Raw genomic sequence first — 19,284 nt, forward strand, 5'->3', positions numbered from 1 at the left:
GCGTCCTTCCTCTTTTTAAAATGTACTTTTTGAAGTAGTTACCAAAAAGGTAACAGTGTAAGTTTATAAAGCTAAAAATAGCTAATATTTAAAGAGGAGTCAATATGAAGTCCGTTTAGTTATTAACGGAAATATAAAAGCCACCTATTTTGGTGGCTTTGTAAATTCAAAAGAAAGAATTTTATTAGTCTCTGTCGTAACCTCCACGGTTTCGGTTATAACCTCCACCACCACGTTGGTTACCACCGCGATTATTTTGATTAAAATTTCTTCTTCCGCCACCTTGTCCTTGTGGTTTAGGCTCAGACTTTTTAACTACAATAGTACGTCCTTCAACAGAAGCACCATTTAATTCGTCTATCGCTTTTTGAGCTTCCTCGTCATTTGGCATTTCAATAAATCCAAAACCTTTACTTTTCCCGGAAAATTTATCCATGATTATTTTAACGGACTCCACTGTTCCGTAATCACCAAATGCCTCTTCAAGGTCTGCTTCCACTATACTATACGGAAGACTTCCAATAAAAATGTTCATAAAAAAAAATAAATATTTAAAGGTCTAAAGATAAGTTATTAAATTATACAAAAAGATATCTGATGTAAGTATTTTTATAAAATTTTTTGGTCGACTTTTTATTTAAAAAATAAAATATAGTTGATTGAAAATAAAGTTTTTATATATTTGCACCCTTAAATTAATAATAGGGTCGAGAACCCCACTAATTAATGTATTATGCCAGTTAAAATTAGATTACAAAGACACGGTAAAAAAGGTAAACCTTTTTACTGGATCGTGGCTGCTGACAGCCGTGCAAAAAGAGATGGTAAATTTTTGGAAAAATTAGGTACTTATAACCCTAATACGAATCCAGCTCAAATTAACTTGAGTCTTGAAGGTTCTGTTAAATGGTTAGAAAATGGTGCTCAACCAACTGATACCGCTCGTAGAATTTTATCTTACAAAGGTGTTCTTTTAAAGCATCACTTAAACGGTGGTGTTAGAAAAGGTGCTTTAACTGCTGAACAAGCTGAAGAAAAATTTACTGCATGGTTAGAAGGTAAAGACGGTGCTGTTAATGCTAAAGTAGAAGATTTAGCAAAAGCTAAAGAAGATGCTAAAGCAAAAATATTTGCAGCTGAGAAAGAAGTAAATGAGAAGCGTAAAGCTGCTGCCGCTGAGGCTGCTGCTGAAGCATTAGCAGGTGAAGCTACAGAAGAGGCTGCTGAAGAAAACAACGAAACAGAAGCTTAATTCGGTTTTATGAGAAAAGAAGATTGCTTCTATCTCGGTAAGATTGTATCAAAATTCAGTTTTAAGGGAGAAGTTCTTATCAAATTAGATACAGACGAACCCGAACTTTACAAAAACTTGGAATCAGTGTTTCTCCAAATAGGGAGGAACCTGGTTCCTTTTTTTATTGAACGTTTATCGTTGCATAAATCAAATTTGCTGCGTATTAAGTTTGAGGATGTTGATTCTGAAGCGGATGCGGAAGCATTAATGAAAACTGAATTATATCTGCCGTTATCATTTCTACCGGAACTTACCGGAAACAAATTCTACTATCACGAGATTGTTGGTTTTACCATGAACGATGTGAATTATGGGGTAGTTGGGATTATAACTGGGGTGAACGAATCTAGTGCACAACCTTTATTTGAAGTTGAAGACGAAGGAAATCAAATATTGATTCCGATGAATGACGACTTTATTGTTGAGGTGAACCGCAATAAAAAACAAATTGTAGTACAAACCCCGGAAGGACTTATAGATTTATATTTAGGAAATTAATGTCGGTATTCAGGTTTAAACAATTTGCGGTTGAGCAAGATAAATGTGCTATGAAAATTGGCACCGACGGAGTTTTGTTGGGGGCTTGGGCTGAATTGGGAGCATATCCAGGAACTATTTTAGATGTTGGCGCAGGTACCGGACTTATTGCTTTAATGGCTGCACAGCGTTCTGAGGCTCCTACAATTGATGCATTAGAGATTGATGAATTGGCGCATGAACAGTGTGTTGAGAATTTTGAAACATCTGATTGGGGAGATCGTCTTTTCTGTTATCATGCAGAGTTTACCGAATTTGTTGCTGAAATGTATGAAGAGGAGGAAACCTATGATGTAATTATTTCTAACCCTCCTTTTTATTCAGAAGATTTTTCTTCAGGAAATGAGCAAAGAGATATTGCCAGGTTAAATTCATCCTTACCTTTTGAAGATTTAATAGAAGGGACTTCCCTTATATTGTCGGAATCGGGAATTTTTAATGTAATTATCCCTTTTAAAGAGGAGGAAGCTTTTATTACTACGGCATTAAATTTTGGGTTAATTCCATTTAAATTAACCAGAGTAAAGGGGAATCCTGAATCTGAAGTTAAGCGAAGCCTTATTGCGTTATCTTTTAAGGAACAAGCTTGTAAGGTGACCGAATTAACGATTGAAAAACAACGACATCAATATACTCCCGAGTATATTGAAATTACCCGAGAGTTCTATCTGAAAATGTAAGTTGTGTTAACTTAAACTAAGGTTCATATTGTAATAGGCTCCTTTATTTTCTTTTTGCTTTATCGATTGCTTGGTAATAAGGAGTGCTATAGTAATCAAATTTTTTATTTCAACCATTTGCGGTGTTGTTTGATACGACTTATCAAACAAATCAATGACACGCTGTAAGTACAGTAGTCTATTCTCAGCTTTTTCAAGACTTTTATTGCTACGAATTATCGAAACCTCTGTACTCATTAACTGTTGTATTTCAAGTTTAACAACATCTAATTCTTCAGAGACATTCTTTACCTTTTTCTGTTGGGTATAGGTGTAATTTATGGCAGATGGTACGGTTTTTTTAAGTAGTTCAATAGTTTTTAGATAACTACGGTGTGCAAATACGAGGGCTTCCAATAAAGAGTTAGATGCTAATCTGTTGGCACCATGTAACCCAGTGGCAGCACATTCGCCACATGCTAATAAATTAGCGATGGATGTTTCTCCATTTTGGTTTACGGAAATACCACCACATACATAGTGGGCTGCCGGTATTACAGGAATAAGATGTTCTTGCGGGTTAATACCTATTCCGTTAAGTGTTTCGGTAATTACAGGAAAGTGTTTTTTAAATTCATAGGCGTCAATATGAGTGGTGTCTAAATACACACATTCTGCCTTAGGTTCCTGCATTTCTGTATGTATTGCCCTAGTGACAATATCTCTTGGAGCCAGCTCTTTTCGGGTATCATATTTACTCATAAAAGCAACGCCCTCTTTATTTCTTAAGATGCCGCCAAAGCCTCTTACGGCTTCAGAAATTAAAAAGGCAGGCTTAAACCCTGAATAAAATAATGCTGTGGGATGAAACTGTACAAATTGCATATCTTTTATTGTAGCCTTAGCTCTGTATGCCATGGCAATACCGTCTCCTGTAGCAATAGTGGGGTTAGTGGTGTATAAATAGGTCTGCCCAATACCTCCGGTTGCCAGCATGGTAACTTTAGCATTAAAAGGAATTACCTTGTTTTCTGCCCTATTAAGAATATAAGCACCTTTACATTGTTTAGTCATTGGGGTGGTAATAAGGTCTAATGCAAGATGATTGGTGAGTAATGTAATATTGGTTTTACTGTGTATTTGTTTTAATAATTTTTGTTCAACTTCTAATCCTGTAAAATCTTTATAATGTAAAATACGCTCATGAGAGTGTCCGCCTTCTAGCCCGTAATCATAATTTCCTTTAGTATTTCTATCAAATCGGGTGCCCCATTCAATAAGTTCCTGAATTCTTGCAGGAGCTTCTCTCACTACCATACTCACAATTTCAGGATCGCAATGTCCGTCACCAGCAATTAAGGTGTCAATAATATGCTGTTCAAAAGAGTCGTTTTTTAAATCCATTACCGTGGCAATACCTCCTTGCGCATATTTGGTGTTCGATTCCAATTCGTCTGCCTTGGTACATATTAAAATCGATTTATCAGGAAAGTGGTTAGCCGTTTTAAGCGCATAGGTAAGTCCGGCAATTCCAGATCCAATAATTAAAATATCAACGTGCTGCATACCTGTAGGTTTAAAGGTTCATCATTTTCTCTATAGGCTTAAATGCTTTTTCTGCTAATGATTTATTGAGTGTAACTTCGGGAGTTTCATTTAGTAGACATAGAAAAATCTTTTCTAGAGTGGTTAACTTCATGTAAGCACATTCGCTACAAGCACATGTGTTATTTTCAATAGAAGGAGCCGGAATTAGTATTTTATTGGGTACTAATTGTTGCATTTTATGTAAAATGCCCACTTCTGTAGCTACAATAAACTTTTTAGAACTACTTTCTTTTACAAAATTAAGCATGCCTGAAGTAGAACCTGTATAGGTAGCAAGATCTAAAATATGGGAAGGCGATTCAGGATGCGCAATCAATCGCGCATCAGGGTGTTCTTTAAACAGGTTGATAATCTTATCCAGTTCAAAGGCTTCATGAACAATACATGAGCCATTCCATAGAACAAGATTTCTGCCTGTTTTTTTAGCAAGATAATTTCCTAAGTTTTTATCAGGACCAAAAATTACTGGATATTCTTCCGGTAACGATTCAATTACCTTTTCAGCGTTTGATGAGGTACAAACAATATCGCTCATTGTTTTAATAGTCGCATCACAGTTAATGTAAGTTACTACTTTGTGGTTAGGGTGTTCGTTAATAAATTCACGGAATTCATCGGGTTTGCATGATTCTGCTAGCGAGCAAGAAGCATCGGCATCCGGAATTAAAACCATTTTATCAGGATTTAAAATTTTGGCAGTTTCTGCCATAAAATAGACCCCTGCAAATACAATAATATCTGCATTTGTATCTGTGGCTTTTTTAGAAAGTTCCAAGCTATCTCCTACAAAGTCGGCTATTTCCTGAATTTCAGGTGCCTGATAATAATGAGCTAAAAGAATAGCGTTTTTCTTTTTTTTAAGATGTGTTATCTGCTCAATTAATTTATTTTTTCGAAGTTCTTGCTTGCGTTGTGTTTGCGTGTTTTTAAGTTTCATTTTTTATATAATAGATAAAAAATGAAGCGAAGTTGTGTGTCAATCACTACAAAATTAACCATAAATTCCTTTTTATAAATGATTATCGTCATATTCAGAAAGAAAGACGAATAATTAATGCTTTTAGGATTCACAAAACTGTAGAGGCATAACATAGAAGAGACGGTGTCTTTACATTAGAAATGGGATATTAAGATAATACTACCCTTTCTAATTGGTATGATAGCAACCAATGGATGGTCAGAAACTAGAACTGTATATTTTGCGATGTCTTTTAGTAAACCTTTTAAGAGTTATGTATATCAAAAGATAGATAAAAGTTTGTATAATGGTTTTTGGAGAGGGTTTGACCAGTATCATAATTTCCCTGAAATAGCCAGAAAGAAAATCAAGGCTTATTTTGATTTTTTTACAGCGGAAAATGAGACCATAGAAGTAAACTACTTTGGGTCAAGCCCACGAAGCATATAGTAAGCATTGCATTTCTATTTCGAGACTAGTCTCGGAGCATTGAAAATATAAAGGTAGAAACTCATAATTGGCGTTTTAATCAAATAAAAATAATGTACAAAAGTTATTCGTTAAATAGATTATCTCAAATACATGTCTCCTGAAAAGAACTATTTGTCAGGAGACATGTACTTGATTTAAAACTAAATTTTATAGATTATTCATTTGCGATTTAAGCTGATGAAAGAATCGGTCGATAAGGCATAGGTCGCTTGTGATAATTTCTGCGTTGCAACTCATTTCCTGTTTGAAGGTAACAGGTTTGTTGTAGGATGTGATTAATATTTTTGGTAGTGTTACGTCAATTAAATAGTTGCCATCCTCATCGGGTATTACAGATACTTTTTTAACGGTACCTTCCAAGACTCCAAATTCTTGACTTGGATAGTTGTCTATTTGTAAATGAACTTTTTGTCCTGGATGGATTTTACCTGAGTTAGTAGCTGGAGCTTTTAATCGGGCTATATATGAAGACCCGGAAGTTGGAATTACAATAAACACTAAGTCTCCTTGTGTTACTGTTTGGTTACTGTTCCAGTAATTTAAAAAAGTAACGGTTCCTTTTGTGTTTGATAGTAATACGTACTGGTTTTCCCAATCTTTAATTACTTTTTTAAGTTGGTTATAGGATTGTATCACACTTTTAAGGAGTGTCATTTCTTCTTTTACCTGATTGATTTCGGTTCCTCTGGATGTTTGTTTTGCAGATGCAATACTTTGTTTAATCTGAGAAATAGACGACTCGTAATTTTTATAAGAACGTTCCGCTTGTGCGAACTGCAACTGACTTTTTTCATATTCTTGAGCAGAGATAACTTTACTTTCAAATAGTTGTTTTGATCTGTTTAGCTCTTTTTTTTGGAATTCCATTTCGGTTTTACTGATAGCTTGTTGTTCGATTGTATTTTTTAATCTCAAATGCAATTCACTTAACGAATATTGATTTCCGGTAGCTTCGTTTGAAAAAGGCTTTAATTGTTTGTTAAGCTGGTATTGAATATAGCTGTTTTCAAATAAGGCATATTGTGAGTCAATATCTCCCAGAAATAAAACAGGTATTTCATCAAACGGAAAATAGAAATTTTGATTGCTGACCTGAATCGTATCTAAAATAGATTTCAGGAAAAATACATCTTTATAATTAGCAGAGTTTTCTATAATAGCTAGTGGTTTCCCTTTAGTAACTTTTTGTCCGTCTTTTACCAGAATAGCTTGTATTTTTCCTCCGGTTTTAGCAATTTCTCTTTCAGGAGGAATTTGTGTAGTTAACAAACCTTCTGCCGATATGATATCGGGATATTTTACAAACCAGGAAATGAATAATAGCAATAGGATTAGTGAAAAAAATAAGGTATTTCCCCAGCGTATCATCCAGTGTGGTACACGGGTGAGGATTTCCTGAACTTCTTCACTTCGAAGTTCCATATTGATTTTGTCTGTATCGTTTGCCATAATTTAATTCCCTAATTCCAATTGATTTTTTACTAGATGATAATAGTTACCTTTCTTAGCAACTAATTCGGTATGGTTTCCTATCTCAACAATTTTACCTTGTTCCAATACTACAATTTGATGTGCATTTTTTACAGTACTCAACCGGTGCGCTATAATGACCACCGTTTTATTTTCAAAAAAGGTGTTTAAGTGATTCATAATGATCTTTTCGTTATTAGCATCCAATGCACTGGTAGCTTCGTCAAAGAATAGTAAGTTTGGGTTTTTGTAGACTGCGCGAGCAATTAGTATCCGTTGTTTTTGTCCCGTACTTAAACCAATACCTTCATTCCCAATCTTAGTATTGTAAGAAAGTGGAAGCCTTTCTATAAACTCTCGTATATTGGCTACGGTAACAGCATGTAGTAGTTTTTCTTTGTCTATAATAGTTTCACCAATAGCTATGTTATAGGCAATAGTGTCATTAAAAATGAAGCCTTCCTGCATAACCACACCACATTGATCTCTCCACGAGCGCTGTAAAAGATTTTTAAAGTTATGGTTGCCTAATTGTAATTCTCCCTTATCTGGATCATAAAATTTTAACAGTAATTTCATTAGAGTAGTTTTACCACTACCACTGGTGCCTACAACAGCGGTTATTTTTTGTGGGGGAATGATTAAGTCAAGGTCTTTTAGTACATATTCATCTGAACCTGAATATCTGAAAGAAATATTTTTAAGCCTAATAGGTGTTTTTGGGTTAATGTCGTGTATTGTGTTTATATTGTTGGTGTCTTCTTCTTCTCGGTTGTGTATTTCAGAAAGACGGTCTAAAGAGATTTTAGCATCCTGTACTTCTCTAATGAAACCAATTAATTGTGCTATAGGAGAGTTAAGTTGTCCTACTATAGTACTAATGGCTAACATCATCCCTAATGTAATGGAACCATCAATAACCAATTTAGCAGAGATAATGGTTATGATAATGTTTTTAAGCTCGTTAATAAATTGAGAACCGACACTTTGATATTGTTCCAAGGCGAGCCCTTCAATAGATACTTTAAACAGTCTTGCTTGTACATATTCCCATCCCCAGCGTTTTTGTTTTTCGGCATTATGGAGTTTAATCTCCTGCATTCCGTTAATAATTTCAATTACTTTACTTTGTTCCTGGCTTACCTGAGAGAATCGTTTGTAGTCAAGGGTTTTGCGCTTTTTAAGGAAAATAACAATCCATAGAAAGTATAAAAAACTACCGATGAAAAAAATGCCAAAAATAGTTGCGCTATAATAAATAAGTACAAAACTAAAAACCAAAAGGTTTACCATAGAGAATAGTACGTTTAAGGAAGAGGTGGTTAGAATCCTTTCAATACGGTTATGATCGTTAATACGTTGTAAGATGTCTCCTGTCATGCGCGAGTCGAAAAAGGCAATAGGGAGTTTCATGAGCTTTATAAAAAAGTCGGAAATAAGTGAAATGTTGATACGTGTACTGAGGTGTAACAATATCCAGCCTCTAATTACCTCTACAGAAGTTCTTCCTATAAAAAGCATTAATTGTGCAATTAAAACAAGGTATATAAATTTAATATCTTGGTTGGTAATACCAACATCTACTACACTTTGCGTTAAAAAGGGCATAATAAGCTGCAAAATACTAGCCGTTAAAAGTCCTAATGCAAGCTGGTATATAAATCTCTTATACTTTAAGATGTATTTAAAAAGTAGTTTAAAACCAAATTCGGGTTTACCTATATCTGTTACACTTTCAAACTGATAAAATTTGGGTGTAGGTTCTACTAATAAAGCTATGCCTTCTACGGCTTCTTTAGAGGAGTTTTTACCAATCCAAAAATCTAAAAAATCTTTTTCGTCATAAGTAATAAGTCCAAAACCAGGATCTGAGATATAATATTTTCCTTTTGATATTTTATAGAGAACCACGTAATGGTTTTTGTTCCAATGTAAAATACACGGTAGTGTTGCTTCTTTAAGTTTGTTAAGGTTTAGTTTTACTGGTAGGGTGCGTAAACCTATGGCTTCTGCCGCATTGGTTAAATTAAGTAAGTTAGAGCCTTCCCTTTGTGTTTCGCTAAGGGATCTAAGCTCTTGTAGGTTAAATGTTTTGCCAAAATATTTACAGATGATTTTTAAACAAGTGGGACCGCAGTCTTTATGGTCGGGTTGTTTGTAATGTGGAAATTTTGTCATTTATCTTTTTAGGAACTCATCCAGTTTTTTTTGTAATTCTTCTTTTTCAGATGGTCTTGGTGCATTTGTACAGATAGTCCCATCTTTACCTATAATTGCATAATAGGGCAACATTTTATTAAACTTAATATTTTGGTATGTGCTATCCTTAATAATATCTAGTAGATAATAATTGTTTTTAGTATCTATTACACCATCTTTTTTTATTGCCCTTTCACATTGTTCTTTATCTAGGTCAACGGATATATATACAAATTTGATGTCCTTGTTCTGATTGAGCGATTTTAACTTCTTTGTATTTCTAATTTCTTTCCTACAGGGTTTACACCAACTCGCCCAAAAATCAAGGTATATTACTTTTCCTTCGTAATTTTCTATAATCTGAGAGAAATGCCGTCTTTGGTTAACATTTTTATTATTAAAAGAGGATGCTGCTAATACAAAACAGCAGGCTACACAAATAAATAGTACCTTTATAGAGGGATGTTTAATTTTCATAATGAATATCTATTTTTAATTTTATTGGTTTTAATTGCCAGTTTTCGTTTGTACGCCCAAGACTCATAAGATATGTTCTTTTACTATAATTTTTACTATACTTATTTTTAACCATTGGAGTAGCTGTTATTGTTCCAACTTTAGAAGATATATATAAGGGCGAATAACATTTTTTATCTAAAACTTCAAACACTACAAAAAAACCGTTTTTAGGAACCTTTATATGTTTCTTTCTCATTTTTAAGTTGTAAACAGATGATTTTCCGGTATTTTTTAGCGTATCTGATGTGTAAAACGACTTAAAGGGCGTAGCTGTTATAGAATCAATAGAATATAACGATATCTTAAATACCCCGCGGTCAATATTTTTGACTCCCTCAAAGTTTTTTTGCAAATGGATATCTATATCTTTTATATAGGTTCCTTTAGGTATTTTAAACGAAGCCCATTTATGATTGAAAGAAGAGTTAGTGGGTGGGTCATATAACAAACGTACCAACCCTTCCAAACTAACTTTTCTTTTTTTTTCACGCTTTTTTGCTAATATTACCTCGTCTAACATTGTCTCTTTATGTTTCAAAACAATGGTATCGGGTATTCGCTTTAAGTCGTTTAAAAAGTATAGGTTATAATTTATGTGGGTAACAACAAGTTGTTTGTAAGCTAATAATTTTTTTTCGGAAATTTCGTTGAAAGAATTAAGAACAAGGGTGTCTTTTTTATTTACTAAAAGTAAATAATATCCATCAACTACTTTGTTGTTATCATCCATAACCATGATATTATCTTGAGCCTTCACCTTAAATAAAGTAACAGCCGAAAGAAAACACACCGTAGTTATAATTATTTTATTCATGTATAAAAGAAATTTAAGCTTTGAAATTATATAATTATAGAGGATGCCTATAAACTAGGCATCCTATTCAATTTAACATGATCCTGTAGTGTATACCTCACTGTCTACAACAACTCCCAACCAAGCTCTTTCACATACATATTCGCAAATTTCTGCCACTGCTACGTAATCTCCTGCTTGAGAACCGGTATAATCCGGAGAATAAACAAATGTAGAATTTCCTGTTGCTTTACAATTCTGAATTTTACCGCCATTAATTGTTTTTAATTCATCCGTAGATAAAATTTTTGCTTCGTTGTTTTTTTAAATTTTTTTTTAACATAATAAAAGTTTTAATTGATTTATACTTCCCTCTTTTTTAGAAAGACTCAGGAAAGCGTAAAGTCTTACTTGCAAGTATTTTTATGAGGCCTCTGTAGACTGTAAGTTAACTATAGAGTTAGTGTATTTTTCATGTAGACCCTCTAATAGATATTTAATATCGTTGAGTGAATATTCCTTAGGGAATTTGTTTCCATTAATCACTTTAGCTGGCGTGTAATTAAAGTTGTTCTCTTGGCACCAGTTGTATTGATTTTGTAAGGAATAGTTAATAAAGTCTTTGTTTTTTATAGGACGAACCCATTCTTTTTTCCATTCCTCTATTGGTGTTCTAGCTATATGCCATGCGCTTAATGCGTCTTTTATCTTTTCTGGGGTGGTTAGGTAGATATTCATGAACGCTTGCAGAATGTCTACTCCTGGATTGTCTTTATTGGAAATGTTTACATTAAAACCAATAGTAATACTTATAGGGGTTTTGTTTAGTTGGTTTAAAATATCAATTGCTGCAGCAAATGCCTTGTGGCAATGACCGCAAAACGGACTAAGAAATAGGGTGAGTTTGGTGGGTGCGTTAGCGTCTCCTAATTCTATAAGGTTAAGTTTTTCAAAACCCTCTGAGTGAGACAAAGGACTGGTGGTAGAGATAAATAATGAAGGATTGTTTTTAAAACGTTTATAGACGTAGTTTTCCTGTTTTGTAAGTAAGTTTTCTTTTGTTGAGGTGTGTATTTTTTGGAATATCTGATACGATAAAACACCTGTAAATATGTATGTTAAAAGCGCTGTATATTCAGGGTATATGGCAAAACTAAAATGGGTGCTTAGCAGATAAATAGTAGTGTTTAATAGCATTAACGATGCTGTTAACAAACAAAATGTACACCAAGCTTTAATTTTTTGTGATTGAAGGTAAATAGAATATAGTACTAGGGGAATTCCTAAAATACTTAATAAACCAACTAGATGATAGGAAGGATTTATAGCTAGAAACAAAAGGTTTGTAATAAAGTAGCTTATAGGTAGTAACTTTAAAGAAATGTTGCCGGGTAGAACGCCATAAGAGGAATCTAATACGGTTTCGCAGTTCTTTTTTTGTCCTAGATTACAAATGGCATCTCTAAAATTATTTATTTTTGCGCTTAGCTCTTTTTCAATAACAAAGTAGCCTATAATAGAACCTATAATTGCAACTAGTTGATAGCATAATAGCGACCATGAAAATATGCCTTTCGCTAGGTATGGTAACAGTATAACGGTTATTAAGAAAAATGATAATAATGTTATTGGTAAGATTTTGGTAGTGTCATTTGAAGTAGCCGTGTTTTTTTCAGCGAGGACCACAATGCCGTTCCATTCTTCAAGAAAAGACGCTATAGAGAGTTTATTTTTTTTTAAGTCATCATTTTCATAAATAATAGAATCTCCTTTCTTGGTTACTAATACAAGTTTGCCTTGCTGTTTAGGGGTGAGTTGTGCAATGAAGTATTGCGGTAATTCATTGATTTGCTCTTTATTAATGCGTAAGGCGGCATTTTCAATTCCTAGTTGCGTGTAGGTGTCGGTTGTGGCATATAAACTAGGGTAATTTGGATGCGAGTTATAAATGTCTTCAAACTTTGTGGCTTCGATATAATAGTCTAATTTTTTAAGAAGCTTTTCTTCAATAGTATTCATGATTACATAATTGCTTTATATGCAATAGCTACTGAACAGAATCAATGTCTAATGCTGGGTGTTTTTTAAGTATAATAATCTGATTCGAAAACATGAACTGCTCCGAATAATGTGTAATAGCTATGTAAGTAAGGAGAGGGGGAAACGTTTAATTACAAAGGATGTTTCTTTAAATAAAACAGATAGATGTTAAAGTAGGGCGTTTTGGCAGAACAAAAATTAACCATGGCTTTAAATGTTTTAATGTGTGTTTTATCAAATTTAGTAGTGATATATAATTATCAGGAGTGAACTTTATGTATAAAATAAAAGACTTGAGAATTGTTTAGACTAAAGAGTGTTAGGAGGACCGTATTTTATAATATGTAGGAAATAACTTTTCATAAAAATATTATTTTCAGTTAAATGGTTAATCTTAGTATTATTTATGGTGAAATAAATTTACCTATAAAAACGGCGTAAATTTGTTAATTAAATGTTAATAAAACTTGTTTTGTGTTAAATGCATTCTTTTTGTATAAAGAAATCTTATTAGTAATGATTATTCTGCCTGGGTAAGTTAATTATAATTCATGCTTTATAATATTTTGGTTTAATCTTAAAACAAGTATCAAGATTATTATATAAGTTCATGGAAATAACTTAGTAGGTTAGTTTACGCTATAATCGAGCATTAAATGCTCCGAGGCTTGTTCCGAAATAGAAATACAATGCTTACTAACTACTTCGTGGGCAAGCCCCGAAGTAGTTTACTTTAAAAGCGTATCCAGTTTTTTATAAAAGTCTTCTGTTTCACCTACATAAATACCCAGTACGTTTTTATCTTTGTCTAGTATTACTTTGGTTGGGTATTGGCTAACTTTATATAAAGCAGCAACGTTTTTACCGTTCTTAGTGCTATTAATTACATGAGTCCATGGTAACTCATGTTTTTTAATAGCTTTTAACCATGCATCTTTAGTGTCGTTACAGGCAATACCAACAAATAAAGCCTTATCTTGGTATTTGTTGTAATATTCTTTCATTTTAGGAAACCCTGAAATACAAGGGCTACACCAGCTTCCCCAAAAGTCTAGTACGATAATTTCAGAATTACTTGTGTATAGATTAAAGAAACTATAATCCTCAGTTGCACTAAGTGTAAAATCGGGAGCCTTATATCCAATTTTTAAATCGGAAGCTTTGGCTTCTTCCTTTTTCTGTTGGTAATATTGTTCTACATTTGCTTTGGTATGTTTAATAAACGATTGAAATAGACCTTGTTTAACCTCCTCGCTAAATTTTGTATACTGTTTTGTTAGTAGACCATAGGACAAGCCTATGTAAACACTTAAGTCTTGGTCTAAATGTTCTTGTACATAGGTTGTATTTTTTTCCAAGTAGTCTATCAATGTTGTTACTGACTTTCCATAGGCTATCAATAGTTGTAGTAGCAACTCCTATATTTTTCAAAGAGTCTATTTCTCTGTAAAGTTTTTTTTGATCAATATAGTAGGCTAATAACTGCTTTCGTTGTTTTGAGTAATCGGTGTTAAAGTCAGCACCGTCAATTAGACAGTCTACCCCGTTTTTATTTTTAGTACCGGTTATGTAAATGGTTTTACCTTGAGGTACAACCAATGAAAAACAATCGCTTTTTACAGTTTGGAAATAGGAACCATCTTTCTTTTTAAAACCTTTAAGGGGTCTTATTTTTACCAGTATCGGATTTTGAGTTTTAACATCATAGAAAAATTGGTCGTCATGACTATAGATGGTGTCATATTCAAATTTTAAATTTGATGTATTAGGATGTTTAAACGGATCGTTTAAATTCGAGTATCCTATAATTAAAGTGTCATTTCCTAAGCCGGTAATAGAACCTTCAATACTATGTTTTTTTGTACATGAAGATAAAATAGCGGTTAGGATTAATACGAGTGTACAATGTAATTTCATATTTTATGGTAAATATTGGTTGATTAGTTTTTCTAATTGTTGATTTTCAGTTTCGGTACAAGATGTCAAAATAACAAAAGCGATGGCTATGAAAGTTTTTGACAGGATGGAAGGGATACTCGAAAAGGTTTTAGTTTTTATCACATTAAATGTAAAATTCTTTATACCTTTAAAGAATAGGGATTTTATCATAACAAGTATTTTTTCAACTTTAAAAGGAGTAGGTTTATGAACCCAATGGTTAGAAAGCATTAAGATAAAAAAAAATAATTTATTTGTAAGTTTTTATTTAAGATATTTTAATTAAATATCTTAAATAATTGTAGGGAGATTCGTTTCGATATAAAATTTGAGATAGTGAATCTCTATAATCGAGTAAAAGAATATAGCTATGAAGCCAGATTTATTTGAATCGCCTGATTATTATTCAGTAGACGATTTACTGTCAGAGGAACATTTATTAGTTAGAGATGCAGCACGTAGCTGGGTAAAAAGAGAAGTCTCTCCCATAATAGAGGAGTATGCTCAGAAGGCTGAGTTTCCTAAAGAGTTAATTACTGGATTAGCAGAAATAGGTGCGTTTGGGCCTTATATTCCAGAAGCCTATGGAGGCGCCGGATTAGACCAAATTTCGTACGGATTAATTATGCAGGAAATTGAACGAGGTGATAGTGGAATTAGATCTACTGCATCGGTACAATCGTCTTTAGTAATGTATCCTATTTACAAGTACGGTACCGATGAACAGCGACAAAAGTACCTGCCAAAATTGGCTAGTGGTGAGTTTATGGGGTGTTTTGGACTTACTGAGCCCAATCATGGATCGAACCCGGGAGGTATGGAAACTCGTTTTAAAGACATGGGAGATTATTACCTGCTTAACGGTGCAAAAATGTGGATATCGAATGCTCCATTTGCAGACATAGCTGTGGTATGGGCAAAGAATGAGGAAGGTAGAATATTTGGACTTATTGTAGAACGGGGTATGGAAGGTTTTACAACGCCGGAAACGCATAATAAATGGTCGTTACGGGTATCGGCCACTGGGGAGCTTATTTTTGATAATGTAAAGGTGCCGAAAGAAAATTTGTTGCTGGGTAAAAGCGGATTAGGGGCTCCGTTAGGTTGTTTAGATTCTGCAAGATATGGTATTGCATGGGGCGCCATTGGGGCAGCTATGGATTGTTATGATACGGCGCTGCGCTATGCAAAAGAGCGCGTACAGTTTGATAAACCTATTGCTGCTACGCAGTTACAGCAAAAGAAGTTAGCCGAAATGATTACCGAAATTACCAAGGCGCAATTGTTAGCATGGCGTTTGGGAGTTTTAAAAAATGAAGGAAAGGCTACTTCTGCTCAGATTTCTATGGCAAAACGAAATAACGTTGCTATGGCTATTCATATAGCCAGAGAATCTAGACAAATACTTGGTGGAATGGGGATTACAGGGGAGTATAGTATTATGCGCCATATGATGAATTTGGAGTCGGTGATTACTTACGAAGGAACACACGATATTCATTTACTAATTACAGGAGCAGATATTACTGGTTTGTCGGCATTTAAATAAAACTTGTGTAACAAATGTTACAACGCCGTTGTAAATACCAAATTACTTTTAAAAAATGATTGAAGAATTAGAATTACACTACGGGTATCTTTTTGAAGAAGAGCTTTTACACGAGATAAATCAGGTAGGAACATTCAAAGAGGTTCCGGAAGGGTATCGTTTAATGGATATTGGGGAATATATTAAAAGTATGCCTTTATTGGTAAGTGGTGTGATTAAAATATTACGCGAGGATGATAATGGAGATGAGTTGTTACTATATTTTTTAGAGCGAGGTGATACATGTGCTATGACCCTTAATTGTTGTGTGGGTACCAAGAAGAGTGAAATTCGTGCTATTGCCGAAACACCGGCTAAGCTTATAATGGTACCTGTACAAAAAATGGAAGAATGGATGCGCAACTACCATAGCTGGCGTAATTTTATTTTACAAAGTTACCATGCTCGTTTAAAGGAAATGCTAGAAACTATAGACTCTATTGCCTTTATGAAAATGGATGAACGATTATTAAAGCATCTGAGAGATAAAGCAATGGTAACTAATGACGATATGATTGTAACTACGCATCAGGAGATTGCACATAACTTACATACTTCTCGTGTAGTGATTTCCAGATTACTCAAAACGCTGGAAAACGAGGGTAAAATAGAATTGGGTAGAAACAGTATTAAAGTAATTGATTTATAATTGAGTAAACTACTTTAGGGGGAAGCCCATGAAGCATTTAATTTCGATTATGGAGTAAAGTATGTCGAGATAAATCTTGGAATATTTAATCTTGATTATCTAGTAACTTTTGTTACTGCATATTTTTATGAATAATGTTACTTTTGCCGACACCAAATAATTAGATAGTGATAGGATATATAGGAGCAATAATTGTAGGGCTCACCCTTGGCCTTATGGGAGGCGGAGGTTCTATTATAACGGTACCATTGTTGGTATATGTAGTAGCATTAAGCCCTATAACGGCTACGGCGTATTCGTTATTTGTAGTAGGTACAACATCGTTGGTTGGGTCTGTTAGAAATATACAGCAAAAACAAGTGGACTTTAAAGCGGCAGTAGCCTTTGCAGTACCTGCTTTTATATCGGTTTTTTTAACACGTAAATATTTAATGCCGGCGTTACCCGATGTGTTATTCTCATTGGGTAGTTTTCAAGTAACCAGACATGTGTTTATTATGGTGTTTTTTGCCATAGTAATGATGTTGGCTTCCTTGTCTATGATTAAGAACTTTAATTTCTCGAAAAACAACGATGCGGACAGGACATTTAATCCACCAATAATTATATTGCAGGCAATTGTATTGGGTGTTGTAACAGGTATTGTAGGAGCCGGTGGAGGCTTTTTAATTGTTCCGGCTTTGGTACTTTTGGTACATATTCCTATGAAAAGGGCGGTGGCTACGTCGTTATTAGTAGTGGCGGTAAACTCATTGGTAGGCTTTTTAGGAGATTTAGAAACCATTACTATTGATTGGGCGTTTTTATTAGCGTTTAATGCATTTGCCATAGGTGGAATTTTTATAGGGATTTCCCTCAATAAGATTGTTGATGGGAAAAAACTAAAAAAAGGGTTTGGCTGGTTTGTTATGGTTATAGGTATTTATATTGTAGCCAAGGAGTTGTCTATTATTTAAAAAATGATTTTTATAAATAATTGCTATGAATTTCGTAAATTTAATAGGATGTATTTGAGAAATTTTAATTTATGATTGATTAATGTTTCATAGTTGTATATTTAGGCGGTAAAGAAAAAAGAATACTTAAAAATTACATAAAAGATAAAATTTAGGTTAAATGAATATAGAGCAAATATATACTGGTTGTTTAGCACAGGGAGCATATTATATTGAAAGTGATGGAGAGGTTGCTATAATAGATCCACTAAGAGAGGTGGCTCCGTATATAGAAAAAGCGAAACAGGATAATGCAAAGATTAAATATATTTTTGAAACCCATTTTCATGCTGATTTTGTGAGTGGGCACGTTACACTTGCAAAGGAAACAGGTGCCGAAATTATTTATGGTCCTACTGCATCACCTTCTTTTAAGGCTAACATTGCCGAAGACGGACAGGTGTTTCAATTAGGAAATATTAGCTTTACGGTACTTCATACCCCTGGGCATACGATGGAGAGTACAACGTACCTGCTTAAAGATGCGCAAGGAAAAGATCGTGCTATTTTTAGTGGTGACACCTTGTTTTTAGGAGATGTAGGAAGACCTGATTTGGCACAAAAAGCGGCAGATATGACACAAGAGCAACTTGCCGGATTGTTATTTGAGAGTCTTAGAAACAAAATTATGCCTTTAGCAGATGATGTTATTGTATATCCTGCACATGGTGCGGGTTCTGCTTGTGGTAAGAACATGATGAAAGAAACGGTTGATACCTTAGGGAATCAGAAGCAAATGAACTATGCTTTACGAGCCGATATGACCAAGGATGAGTTTATAAAAGAGGTGACAGACGGATTGTTACCACCACCACAATATTTTCCGTTAAATGTAAAAATGAATAAGGAAGGATACGAGGATATTGATGAGGTTTTAGAGCGTGGAACAAAGGCGTTAAATCCTGATGCTTTTGAAGTGATGGCGAATGAAGTAGAAGCGGTAGTACTAGATGTAAGGCGTCAAAGTGAATTTATAAAAGGACATATACCAAGATCTATATTTATTGGTATTGATGGTGGTTTTGCGCCATGGGTTGGGGCATTGATTAAAGATGTAAAACAACCAATACTTTTAGTAATACCTGAAGGTAGAGAGGAAGAGGTAGTAACCAGATTATCTCGTGTTGGTTTTGATATGACCTTAGGATATTTAGAAGGTGGTTTTGAAGCATGGAAAAACGCTGGTAAGGATTACGACACCTTGGCTTCTATCTCGGCGGAGACCTTTAAAGAACGTTTAGAGGCACAACCAGATTTAGCTGTATTTGATGTTAGAAAAGATGGGGAGTTTGTTTCTGAGCATGTACTTACTGCAAACCATACGCCGTTAGATTATTTAAATGATTATCTAGAGAAGTTTCCTAAGGAGAAAGACTTTTATGTGCATTGTGCAGGAGGATATAGATCGGTTATTGCTGCTTCTATATTGAAAAGTAGAGGGTACCATAACTTAATTGATGTAGCCGGTGGGTTTAAGGCTATTAAAGAGGCGGGGATAGCTGTTTCTAATAAGGTGTGCCCTACAGAGTTGGAAAAATAACAAGT

At 34.1% G+C, this 19,284-nt stretch carries 18 protein-coding genes; 8 read left to right on the plus strand and 10 right to left on the minus strand.

What is annotated here, in order from left to right; genetic code table 11:
• Positions 1-184: 184 nt before the first annotated feature.
• On the minus strand, positions 185-535 hold the full coding sequence (gene rbp, locus NBRC110019_RS02695; RefSeq protein WP_281752086.1) for an RNA-binding regulator: 351 nt from the start codon (positions 533-535) through the stop codon (positions 185-187).
• Between the two features lie 198 nt (positions 536-733).
• On the opposite strand from rbp, the gene NBRC110019_RS02700 reads away from it, so the two are divergent.
• From NBRC110019_RS02700 to NBRC110019_RS02710, 3 genes are read left to right on the plus strand one after another with little or no spacing between them, the layout of a single operon-like run.
• On the plus strand, positions 734-1,252 hold the full coding sequence (locus NBRC110019_RS02700) for a 30S ribosomal protein S16 (RefSeq protein ID WP_281752088.1): 519 nt from the start codon (positions 734-736) through the stop codon (positions 1,250-1,252).
• Between the two features lie 9 nt (positions 1,253-1,261).
• Complete coding sequence (gene rimM / locus NBRC110019_RS02705) at positions 1,262-1,792, plus strand: ribosome maturation factor RimM (protein ID WP_281752090.1); 531 nt, start codon at positions 1,262-1,264, stop codon at positions 1,790-1,792.
• Entirely contained in the window at positions 1,792-2,511 is a 720-nt protein-coding gene (locus tag NBRC110019_RS02710) for a tRNA1(Val) (adenine(37)-N6)-methyltransferase (protein WP_281752092.1), read from the plus strand. Before rimM ends, NBRC110019_RS02710 begins: the two co-directional genes overlap by 1 nt.
• Before the next feature lie 6 nt (positions 2,512-2,517).
• Here NBRC110019_RS02710 and nadB read toward each other — a convergent pair whose 3' ends face one another.
• Positions 2,518-4,056 (minus strand): L-aspartate oxidase, encoded by a 1,539-nt coding sequence (gene nadB, locus NBRC110019_RS02715; protein WP_281752094.1) that lies wholly within the window; start codon positions 4,054-4,056, stop codon positions 2,518-2,520.
• 10 nt (positions 4,057-4,066) lie between these two features.
• Positions 4,067-5,035, minus strand: a complete 969-nt coding sequence (nadA, locus tag NBRC110019_RS02720) for a quinolinate synthase NadA (protein WP_281752095.1) — start codon at positions 5,033-5,035, stop codon at positions 4,067-4,069.
• 219 nt (positions 5,036-5,254) lie between these two features.
• Here nadA and NBRC110019_RS02725 point away from each other — a divergent pair, with 219 nt between their 5' ends.
• Positions 5,255-5,506, plus strand: coding sequence for a hypothetical protein (locus tag NBRC110019_RS02725; RefSeq protein WP_281752098.1), 252 nt, complete (start codon positions 5,255-5,257; stop codon positions 5,504-5,506).
• A 189-nt stretch (positions 5,507-5,695) separates the two neighbouring features.
• Here NBRC110019_RS02725 and NBRC110019_RS02730 read toward each other — a convergent pair whose 3' ends face one another.
• The 7 genes from NBRC110019_RS02730 to NBRC110019_RS02760 all read right to left on the minus strand — a co-directional run bounded on the left by NBRC110019_RS02730 (position 5,696) and on the right by NBRC110019_RS02760 (position 14,486).
• Complete coding sequence (locus NBRC110019_RS02730) at positions 5,696-6,997, minus strand: HlyD family secretion protein (RefSeq protein ID WP_281752100.1); 1,302 nt, start codon at positions 6,995-6,997, stop codon at positions 5,696-5,698.
• Between the two features lie 3 nt (positions 6,998-7,000).
• Entirely contained in the window at positions 7,001-9,196 is a 2,196-nt protein-coding gene (locus NBRC110019_RS02735) for a peptidase domain-containing ABC transporter (RefSeq protein WP_281752102.1), read from the minus strand.
• Positions 9,197-9,694, minus strand: coding sequence for a TlpA family protein disulfide reductase (locus NBRC110019_RS02740; RefSeq protein ID WP_281752104.1), 498 nt, complete (start codon positions 9,692-9,694; stop codon positions 9,197-9,199).
• Positions 9,684-10,550 carry a hypothetical protein gene (locus tag NBRC110019_RS02745; protein ID WP_281752107.1) on the minus strand — a complete coding sequence of 289 codons (867 nt, stop codon included), beginning with the start codon at positions 10,548-10,550 and terminating at the stop codon, positions 9,684-9,686. Before NBRC110019_RS02745 ends, NBRC110019_RS02740 begins: the two co-directional genes overlap by 11 nt.
• A 402-nt stretch (positions 10,551-10,952) precedes the next feature.
• Positions 10,953-12,548: a vitamin K epoxide reductase family protein gene (locus NBRC110019_RS02750; RefSeq protein WP_281752109.1), complete on the minus strand. Its 1,596-nt coding sequence runs from the start codon at positions 12,546-12,548 to the stop codon at positions 10,953-10,955.
• Between the two features lie 749 nt (positions 12,549-13,297).
• Positions 13,298-13,864, minus strand: coding sequence for a TlpA family protein disulfide reductase (locus NBRC110019_RS02755; RefSeq protein ID WP_281752111.1), 567 nt, complete (start codon positions 13,862-13,864; stop codon positions 13,298-13,300).
• On the minus strand, positions 13,824-14,486 hold the full coding sequence (locus NBRC110019_RS02760) for a hypothetical protein (RefSeq protein ID WP_281752112.1): 663 nt from the start codon (positions 14,484-14,486) through the stop codon (positions 13,824-13,826). The genes NBRC110019_RS02755 and NBRC110019_RS02760 overlap by 41 nt, the downstream gene beginning before the upstream one ends.
• Positions 14,487-14,877: 391 nt before the next feature.
• Here NBRC110019_RS02760 and NBRC110019_RS02765 point away from each other — a divergent pair, with 391 nt between their 5' ends.
• The 4 genes from NBRC110019_RS02765 to NBRC110019_RS02780 all read left to right on the plus strand — a co-directional run bounded on the left by NBRC110019_RS02765 (position 14,878) and on the right by NBRC110019_RS02780 (position 19,279).
• Entirely contained in the window at positions 14,878-16,056 is a 1,179-nt protein-coding gene (locus NBRC110019_RS02765) for an acyl-CoA dehydrogenase family protein (RefSeq protein ID WP_281752114.1), read from the plus strand.
• Between the two features lie 55 nt (positions 16,057-16,111).
• Entirely contained in the window at positions 16,112-16,744 is a 633-nt protein-coding gene (locus NBRC110019_RS02770) for a Crp/Fnr family transcriptional regulator (protein WP_281752117.1), read from the plus strand.
• A 167-nt stretch (positions 16,745-16,911) separates the two neighbouring features.
• Positions 16,912-17,700 (plus strand): sulfite exporter TauE/SafE family protein, encoded by a 789-nt coding sequence (locus tag NBRC110019_RS02775; protein ID WP_281752119.1) that lies wholly within the window; start codon positions 16,912-16,914, stop codon positions 17,698-17,700.
• Between the two features lie 160 nt (positions 17,701-17,860).
• Positions 17,861-19,279 (plus strand): MBL fold metallo-hydrolase, encoded by a 1,419-nt coding sequence (locus tag NBRC110019_RS02780; protein WP_281752121.1) that lies wholly within the window; start codon positions 17,861-17,863, stop codon positions 19,277-19,279.
• Positions 19,280-19,284 lie beyond the last annotated feature (5 nt).

The organism is Neptunitalea chrysea (genome assembly GCF_027924145.1).
Lineage (GTDB): Bacteria > Bacteroidota > Bacteroidia > Flavobacteriales > Flavobacteriaceae > Neptunitalea > Neptunitalea chrysea.

Coding starts and splice junctions, on each gene's coding strand:
- rbp (WP_281752086.1), bottom strand. CDS start 535: ATGAACATTTTTATTGGAAGTCTTCCGTATAGTATAGTGGAAGCAGAC.
- NBRC110019_RS02700 (WP_281752088.1), top strand. CDS start 734: ATGCCAGTTAAAATTAGATTACAAAGACACGGTAAAAAAGGTAAACCT.
- rimM (WP_281752090.1), top strand. CDS start 1,262: ATGAGAAAAGAAGATTGCTTCTATCTCGGTAAGATTGTATCAAAATTC.
- NBRC110019_RS02710 (WP_281752092.1), top strand. CDS start 1,792: ATGTCGGTATTCAGGTTTAAACAATTTGCGGTTGAGCAAGATAAATGT.
- nadB (WP_281752094.1), bottom strand. CDS start 4,056: ATGCAGCACGTTGATATTTTAATTATTGGATCTGGAATTGCCGGACTT.
- nadA (WP_281752095.1), bottom strand. CDS start 5,035: ATGAAACTTAAAAACACGCAAACACAACGCAAGCAAGAACTTCGAAAA.
- NBRC110019_RS02725 (WP_281752098.1), top strand. CDS start 5,255: ATGATAGCAACCAATGGATGGTCAGAAACTAGAACTGTATATTTTGCG.
- NBRC110019_RS02730 (WP_281752100.1), bottom strand. CDS start 6,997: ATGGCAAACGATACAGACAAAATCAATATGGAACTTCGAAGTGAAGAA.
- NBRC110019_RS02735 (WP_281752102.1), bottom strand. CDS start 9,196: ATGACAAAATTTCCACATTACAAACAACCCGACCATAAAGACTGCGGT.
- NBRC110019_RS02740 (WP_281752104.1), bottom strand. CDS start 9,694: ATGAAAATTAAACATCCCTCTATAAAGGTACTATTTATTTGTGTAGCC.
- NBRC110019_RS02745 (WP_281752107.1), bottom strand. CDS start 10,550: ATGAATAAAATAATTATAACTACGGTGTGTTTTCTTTCGGCTGTTACT.
- NBRC110019_RS02750 (WP_281752109.1), bottom strand. CDS start 12,548: ATGAATACTATTGAAGAAAAGCTTCTTAAAAAATTAGACTATTATATC.
- NBRC110019_RS02760 (WP_281752112.1), bottom strand. CDS start 14,486: ATGAAATTACATTGTACACTCGTATTAATCCTAACCGCTATTTTATCT.
- NBRC110019_RS02765 (WP_281752114.1), top strand. CDS start 14,878: ATGAAGCCAGATTTATTTGAATCGCCTGATTATTATTCAGTAGACGAT.
- NBRC110019_RS02770 (WP_281752117.1), top strand. CDS start 16,112: ATGATTGAAGAATTAGAATTACACTACGGGTATCTTTTTGAAGAAGAG.
- NBRC110019_RS02780 (WP_281752121.1), top strand. CDS start 17,861: ATGAATATAGAGCAAATATATACTGGTTGTTTAGCACAGGGAGCATAT.